Origin of the sequence: Leisingera coralii (assembly GCF_049056525.1) — a bacterium.
In the GTDB taxonomy this organism is placed as follows: Bacteria; Pseudomonadota; Alphaproteobacteria; order Rhodobacterales; family Rhodobacteraceae; genus Leisingera; species Leisingera coralii.
On sequence record NZ_JBHUPT010000066.1, the window covers coordinates 20,696 to 27,925 of the forward strand.

The window sequence follows — 7,230 nt, forward strand, 5'->3', positions numbered from 1 at the left end:
TTGATCAGAATAAGCTTGGCAGATGTTGTAAAAGACCGGGCGCTTGGCCATGAGGAAAAAGACAGGCGCAATATTTGCCGCAGCAGCAGCCCTGCTTGTGGCCGCCGCAATGTACCTGTTCGTCTCCGAGGACGGCGGGGACTTGCCGGATGGCTTCGTTCAGGGCAATGGCCGGATCGAGGCCGAGCAGGTTGAGATCGCGCCTGCCAGGGCCGGCCGGGTGGCGCGGGTTATGGCCGCGGAAGGCAACCTGGTTGCGGCGGGAGATGTTCTGGTGGTGATGGACACCGACGAGCTGTCCGCCGCGCATGACCGTGCCAAAGCCGAAGCTGCCTTGGCGCGCCAGACCAAGGCCGAAGCGGAAGCGCTGGTTGTCCAGCGCCAGAGCGAACACCTCCGGGCCGAACATGAGCTTGAGCGCGCGACCGCCTTGCTGGCCGGGCACAACATCTCCGAGACAGTTTTTGAGGAGCGCGACACCGCGCACCAGGTTGCCGAGGCGGTGCTCGGGGCGGCGCGGGCGCGGGTCGCAACGGCTGAGGCCGGGATTGCAGCGGCCGAGGCGGAGGTCCGCCGGATCGCGGCGCAGATCGAGGACAGCACCCTGACCGCACCGATGCCGGGCCGGGTACTGTACCGGCTGGCGGAACCGGGTGAAGTCGTCGGCGCAGGCGGGCCGATCCTGACGCTGCTCAGCCTTGAAAACATCTACATGGAAGTGTTCCTGCCCGCCCGCGAAGCCGGGCTTTTGCCGATCGGCGCCGAAGCGCGCATCGTGCTGGATGCCCTGCCGGACTATGCCATCCCTGCGACTGTCACCTTTGTGTCTCCAGAGGCCCAGTTCACCCCCAAGCAGGTGGAAACGCTGAGCGAACGGGAGCAGCTGGTCTTCCGCGTCCGCGTCCGGATCCCGCAGGATCTGGTGGCGGCGCGGATCGAACATGTGAAGACCGGCCTGCGCGGCATTGCGGTCATCCGGCTTGACCCGGACCAGGCATGGCCCGAAGCGCTGGACCGCCGCATTCCGCCTGAGCTGTTCGAATGACTGCCAGCGCTGGTATCCCCGCAATCCGTGTCGCGGAGGTCACGCACCGCTACCGCAAGCATACCGCCCTGAACGCGGTTTCGCTGGACTTGCCCCCAGGCCGGCTGGTCGGTTTCATCGGGCCGGACGGGGTCGGCAAGTCGACCCTCCTGGGCCTGATCACCGGCGCCAAGAAGCTGCAGGCCGGGTCGATCGATGTCCTTGGCGGCCCCATCGGCGACCCAGCGCACCGGCACCGCGTTTGCCCGGCGATTGCCTTCATGCCGCAGGGGCTGGGCCGCAATCTTTACCCCGAGCTTTCCGTGCGCGAAAACCTCGAGTTCTTCTCGCGCCTCTTCGGGCAGGATCACGCGGAACGTGAAGCCCGGATCGCGGCGCTGCTGACCGCAACCGGGCTTGCCCCGTTCGAAGACCGGCTGATGGGCAGGCTGTCGGGCGGCATGAAGCAGAAGCTGGGACTGTGCTGCGCCCTGATCCATGACCCCAAGCTGCTGGTCCTGGACGAGCCGACCACCGGCGTCGACCCGCTGTCGCGCCGCCAGTTCTGGGCGCTGATCAGCGCCATCCGCGCGCAAAGCCCCGGCCTGTCCGTACTGGTCTCCACAGCCTATATGGAGGAGGCCCAGAGCTTTGACTGGATCGTCGCCATGGACGCCGGGCGCGCGCTGTTCCAAGGCCCCCCGGACGAACTGAAAGGCGCAGCCCCTGATCTTGAAACCGCCTACCGGCAGCTGCGGGCCAGCGGCCGGCCGCAGCCCGTTCAAGGCGACACAGCGGCACACCGGGTCAGCGCCGAACCGGTCATCACCGCCCGCGGGCTGACCCGCCGCTTTGGCGATTTCGTCGCAGTGGACAGCGTCGACTTCACCATTGGCCGCGGCGAAATCTTCGGCTTTCTGGGATCCAACGGCTGCGGCAAATCCACAACCATGAAGATGCTGACCGGCCTCTTGCCCATCAGTTCCGGCGAGGCGCAGCTGTTCGGCAAACCGGTGGATGCCCGCAACCGCACGATGCGCCGCGAGATCGGCTACATGAGCCAGGCCTTCTCGCTTTACGGCGAATTGACCGTCGATCAGAACCTCCAGCTCCACGCCCGCATCTTCGGGATCAAAGACCGGGAGGCTAGGGTCGGCGAGCTGATCCAGCGGTTCGGCCTGACGGAACACAGCACCACCCTGGCCGCCGCCCTGCCCCTTGGCATCAAGCAGCGGCTGTCGCTGGCGGTTGCCGTGATCCACCGCCCGCGGGTGCTGATCCTGGACGAGCCGACCTCCGGTGTGGACCCGGAGGCGCGCGACATGTTCTGGGCGCTGCTGCTCGAACTTTCGCGCAACGAGGGCGTGACGATTTTTGTCTCAACCCATTTCATGGGCGAGGCCGAACGCTGCGACCGTGTCTCCTTCATGCACGCAGGCAAGGTCCTGGCCGAGGGCACACCGGAAGAGCTGATGGCCATGGAGGCGGCGGACAGCCTGGAACAGGCGTTCATTTCCATCCTCAAGGCCGCTGATCCCCCTGCCCCGGTGGCTGCGCCGGAAACTGCGGCGCAGGCCGGCAGCCCCCATTCAGGCGGCGGCCTCACCCGCGCCCTGGCCTATGCGCGGCGCGAAACGGTCGAGGTGCTGCGCGACCCCGTCCGCCTCGCCTTCGCCTTCCTCGGCTCGATAATCCTGATGCTGGTGTTCTGCTTCGGGATTTCCCTGGACATCGACGAGCTGGACTTTGCCGCCCTGGACCTGTCGCAAACCCCCGAAAGCCGCGCCTATCTTTCGGAGATTGCCGGATCGCGGTATTTCAGGCCAACGCCGCCTCTGGACAGCGCCAGCGAAGGCCGCAGCCTCCTGGTCTCGGGCGAGGTCTCGCTGGTGGTTGAACTGCCCCCCGATTTCGGGCGCAAACTGCGCGCAAATGAGCCGGCAGAGGTGCTGGCGGTGGTCGACGGCGCAATCCCGTTCAAGGGAGAGACGGTGGAGGGCTATGCCGCCGGGCTGCATCAGACCTTCCTGAGCGCACAGGCCGCTGCCGGCGGCATCCGCCAAGGTGAAATCGCCCGGATAGAGCCGCGGTTCCGCTACAATCAAAGCTTCGAGAGCATCGCCGCCATGGCCCCTGCCATGCCCGCAATCCTGCTGATCATGCTGCCTGCGGTGCTGATGGCAGTCAGCGTCGCGCGGGAAAAGGAGCTTGGATCGGTCACGAACTTCTACGTGACCCCGACAACCCGGCTCGAATTCCTGATCGGCAAGCAGGTCCCCTACATCGTCATCGCCTATGCGAACTTCCTGCTGCTGACCGCAATGACCATCGCGGTCTTCGGGGTGCCGCTCAAGGGCGACCCCCTGCCCTTGGCAATCGGTGCGCTGCTCTATGTCTGGGCCACCACCTCCTACGGGCTGCTGATCGCCACCATGACCTCCAGCCAGGTCGCCGCCACCTTTGCAACCACCATCGCCTCGGTGGTGCCGACGATCCAGTTCTCCGGCCTGCTGCAGCCGGTCTCAACACTGGAAGGCGGCGCCCAGACCATCGGCGCGCTCTGGCCCTCCTCCTACTTTCTGCATCTGAACGTCGGCGCCTTCACCAAGGGGCTGGGATGGGAGGCGCTGATGCCGGACATCCTGGCGCTGGCCTGCTTCGGGCCGGTCTTCACGCTGCTGGCCGCGCTGTCGCTGCGGGCGCAGGAGAAGTAGATGCAACGGCTCTCCTGCATATTCTGGCTCGGCCTCAAGGAGATGATGAGCCTGCGCCGCGACTGGGTGATGATGGCGCTCCTGGTCTGGTCCTTCACCCTGGCGCCGGTGATGGAGGCCACCGGCGTTGCCACGTCGGTCAACAATGCCTCCATCGCCTTTTCGGACGAAGACAACTCGCCGCTGTCACGCACGCTTGCCGAAGCTTTCTTTCCGCCCGAATTCCAGCCTGTTGTCCAGATCGAGCCGGGCACCGGCGCGGCCCGGATGGATGCCGGGCACTTCCTGTTTGTCGTCGCCGTGCCGCCCGGGTTCGAAAAGGACGTCCGCGCCGGGCGGTCGCCGGAAATCCAGGTGCTGATCGACGCCACCGCAATGGAGCAGGCCGGCATCGGCGCTAATTACATCACCAGCATCCTCAGTACCGAAATCCGCCGCTTTGCCATCGGCGCCGATCTGGCAGAGCCGCAGCCCCTCGGCATCATCATCCGCAGTGCCTTCAACCCGAACCGCGACACCGTGCGCTTCACGGGTATAAACGCGCTGATCGGCCAGATCATGTGGCTGACCACGATCCTCACCGGGGCCGCGATGATCCGGGAGCGCGAGCATGGCACGATCGAGCACCTGCTCGCCATGCCGCTTGCGCCCTTTGACATCGCGGCGGCCAAGATCTGGGCAAACGCCGCGGTGGTGCTTGTGGCGGCGGCGCTGTCGCTGACTTTTGTCATGCAGGGATTCCTGGAGATCAGCATCACCGGGTCAAAGGCGCTGTTTCTCTGCGGCACGGCACTGTTCCTGTTCACCGCAACGGCGCTGGGGGTGTTCCTGGCAACGGTGGCGCGTTCGATGGCCCAGTTTGCGCTGCTGGTGATGCTGACAGTCCTGCCGATGCTGATGCTGTCCGGCGGTGAAACCCCGGTTGAAAGCCAGCCCGGCTGGCTGCAGGCCGCCACTGTCATCTTGCCGTCGCGCCATTACATGTCCGCCAGCCAGGCCATCGTGTTCAAGGGCGCGGGCGTTGAGACGGTCTGGCCGGAATTCCTGTGGATGACGCTGCTGGGGGCCGTGCTCCTGGCCACCAGCCTCCTGCTGTTCCGGCGGTCAGTGGCGCACGACAGCTAGCGGATCACAAGCACGGTGCACTGGGCGTGGCGCACAACCCGCGCAGCCGTCGAGCCGAGGAAATAGTCCTGCAGCCCGGGCCGGTGCGACGCGATGACGATGCAATCAGCGCCATGGGCATCGGCATAATCGACAATCGTGCGCCCGGCATGGCCGGTGACAACTTCCGCCTTGACGCCTTTCACCCCGCCCAGATCTGCCTTGAGCGCCGCCAGCATCTCCTCGCGGGTGTTCTCCAGCAGGCCCTCCGGCAGCTGCTGAACCACATAGCCGGGTATCTCGTCGGCCACGGTCAGCGCCGTGATCCTGCCATCCTTATCCGCCAGCAGATAGGCGGCCTCCAGAGCGCTGGCGGTGTTGGCCGCGTGATCCGGGGCAATGGGCACAAGGATATTCTTGTACATCGTGTTCCTCCTCAGTCGTTGCTCAACGTTACGCCCGCGGCCTCTGGCCTGCATTGATTGAAGTTATCCGGCGCCACGGCGCGCCTCCCACCGCAAAAGGGGCATAAGGGCCGGTCCGCGTCAGTCCGGGAACAGGGCAGCCTGCACCAGCCCGGCAACCTCATCGGCGGTGCCGCCACAGGCGATCCGGGTCCAGTCTGCGGGGTCCGCGTTGCGCTTCAGCTGCGCGCGCAGCACATCCGCGTCCGCATCCGAGGCATCCCCGGTGCGGGCGGCGATACGGCGCTCCAGTATGGTAGGGTCGCCATGCAGCCAGATCCCGTCGAACGGCACCCCCAGCCGGACAGCCAGCGCCTGCAAGGCCTCCCGGTATTCCGCCGCAAGGAAAGTCGCATCAACGATAACGCTGTGCCCAGCCTGCAGGACCTGCTCTGCCCGGTCCAGCAGCCGGGCATAGACCTCGGCGGTGACGTGCGGGCGGTAGCCTTCGGCGGGCAGCCGCTGCAGCGGAGCGGCTCCGAACAGCGCCTTGCGCTCGACATCGCTGCGCAGGTGCACCGCGCCGGGGACCGGATGAAGCACCGGCGCAATGCGCGCCGCAACCGTGGTCTTGCCGGTGCCCGACAGGCCGCCAACTGCCACCAGCCGCGGCGGCACGGCCGCCAGACAGGCCGCCGCCAGATCAAGATAACTCCGGGCATCCTGCGCGGCAGCTTCGGACTCGCGCCCCGCCATGCCCTGCACCGTGACCATCGCCCGGATCGCCGCGCGAAGGCTCAGGAACAGCGGCAGCGCGGCCAGCCCGCCAAAATCCCCAGCCGCCTGCACATAGCTGTTCAGACCCGCATTTGCCTGACTTTCCGCGCCCCGGTGCAGCAGATCCATCAGCAGAAAGCCGAAGTCATAGAAAACGTCGCAGGTGCCCAGCCGCTCATCGAACTCAAGCGCATCGAAGGGCACCACCCTGCCCTCGATCAGCACCAGGTTCCTCAGATGCAGATCGCCGTGGCACCTGCGCACATACCCCGCGGCTGAGCGTTCCGAAAGGCACGGGGCAATCTGCGCAAAAACCTGTTCGGCCCTGTCCTGAAACGCCTCCACCCTGCCGCGGCCCAGCACCGGCTCCATGCCGTGAAAGGCCTCGCGCAGCTCGTCGATGATCTCCCGGATCAGGACCGCGCCGTCCTCACTGCGCCTCTCCGCATCCGCGTGATAGGCGGCAACCGCAGTGCCAAGCCGCCCGGCCAGATCATTGGTCAGCCCGCCGGCCTCGGCAATGTTGCTCAGTTCCGCCTCCCGCGGGAAACGGCGCATCCGCAAAGCGTATTCGACAGGAACCCCCGCGCCGTCCAGCGCCAGCGCCCCGGACGCTTCGCGGGTCACCGCAATCACCCGGTCATAAATCCCGGGGGCTGCCGGGGCGTTGAGGGCAAGCTCGCGCTCCAGCACGGCCTTGCGCGAGTCAAGCGATGAGAAATCCAGATAGCTGTAGCGCACCGCCCGTTTGATCTTGAAGGCCAGGCTGCCGGTCAGGAAGACATGGGCGGAATGCGTTGTGACCACTTCAACGGGCGCGTCAGCACCGTAAGCTGACGGGCTGCTGAGAAAGGCCACCACTTCGGCCTGCTGGGTTTCTCCCGGATGCATTGGCTTACCCCCGTGGCAGATTGGCAGCGGCACAGCCGGATCAGTGGGCAAACAGAACCGGCAGCTCCGTCTGTTCGATCATCGTCCTGGTGGTGCCGCCAAACACCGCCTCGCGCAGGCGGGAATGGCCATAGGCGCCCATCACCACCAGATCCGCCCCGGCCTCGCGGGCGCGGTCCTGGATGGCGGGGCCAACGTCACGCCCGCCGCTGGGGAATTGCGACACGGTCACATTGCAGCCGTGATGGCTGAGCCATGCCGCGGCATCCGTGCCGGGGTCTTCCCCGTCCCGCTCGTCGGTCAGATCCGGGTCAAA

Annotated in this window: 6 protein-coding genes; 3 read left to right on the forward strand and 3 right to left on the reverse strand. The window is 66.2% G+C overall.

Annotated elements, in window-relative coordinates:
- Window positions 1–109: 109 nt before the first annotated feature.
- Genes ACFMBG_RS19620 through ACFMBG_RS19630 form a run of 3 tightly spaced genes read left to right on the forward strand, consistent with a single transcriptional unit; the run spans window position 110 to window position 4,863 of the window.
- Entirely contained in the window at window positions 110–1,045 is a 936-nt protein-coding gene (locus ACFMBG_RS19620; protein ID WP_421056363.1) for an HlyD family secretion protein, read from the forward strand.
- Complete coding sequence (gene rbbA, locus ACFMBG_RS19625; RefSeq protein ID WP_421056364.1) at window positions 1,042–3,738, forward strand: ribosome-associated ATPase/putative transporter RbbA; 2,697 nt, start codon at window positions 1,042–1,044, stop codon at window positions 3,736–3,738. The genes ACFMBG_RS19620 and rbbA overlap by 4 nt, the downstream gene beginning before the upstream one ends.
- Complete coding sequence (locus ACFMBG_RS19630) at window positions 3,739–4,863, forward strand: ABC transporter permease (RefSeq protein ID WP_421056365.1); 1,125 nt, start codon at window positions 3,739–3,741, stop codon at window positions 4,861–4,863.
- On the opposite strand, the gene ACFMBG_RS19635 is transcribed toward ACFMBG_RS19630, so the two are convergent.
- From ACFMBG_RS19635 to ACFMBG_RS19645, 3 genes are all read right to left on the reverse strand, one after another.
- Window positions 4,860–5,267, reverse strand: coding sequence for a universal stress protein (locus ACFMBG_RS19635; RefSeq protein WP_421056366.1), 408 nt, complete (start codon window positions 5,265–5,267; stop codon window positions 4,860–4,862). The genes ACFMBG_RS19630 and ACFMBG_RS19635 overlap by 4 nt on opposite strands.
- 120 nt (window positions 5,268–5,387) lie before the next feature.
- Complete coding sequence (locus ACFMBG_RS19640; protein WP_421056367.1) at window positions 5,388–6,914, reverse strand: bifunctional aminoglycoside phosphotransferase/ATP-binding protein; 1,527 nt, start codon at window positions 6,912–6,914, stop codon at window positions 5,388–5,390.
- A gap of 40 nt (window positions 6,915–6,954) precedes the next feature.
- The coding region (locus ACFMBG_RS19645) for a universal stress protein (protein WP_421056368.1) at window positions 6,955–7,230 on the reverse strand (276 nt) is incomplete at its 5' end.

What these genes read in the sequence shown, in the direction of transcription:
- ACFMBG_RS19640 (WP_421056367.1), bottom strand. Translation starts at nt 6,914, where the DNA reads ATGCATCCGGGAGAAACCCAGCAGGCCGAAGTGGTGGCCTTTCTCAGC.
- rbbA (WP_421056364.1), top strand. Translation starts at nt 1,042, where the DNA reads ATGACTGCCAGCGCTGGTATCCCCGCAATCCGTGTCGCGGAGGTCACG.
- ACFMBG_RS19620 (WP_421056363.1), top strand. Translation starts at nt 110, where the DNA reads ATGTACCTGTTCGTCTCCGAGGACGGCGGGGACTTGCCGGATGGCTTC.
- ACFMBG_RS19635 (WP_421056366.1), bottom strand. Translation starts at nt 5,267, where the DNA reads ATGTACAAGAATATCCTTGTGCCCATTGCCCCGGATCACGCGGCCAAC.
- ACFMBG_RS19630 (WP_421056365.1), top strand. Translation starts at nt 3,739, where the DNA reads ATGCAACGGCTCTCCTGCATATTCTGGCTCGGCCTCAAGGAGATGATG.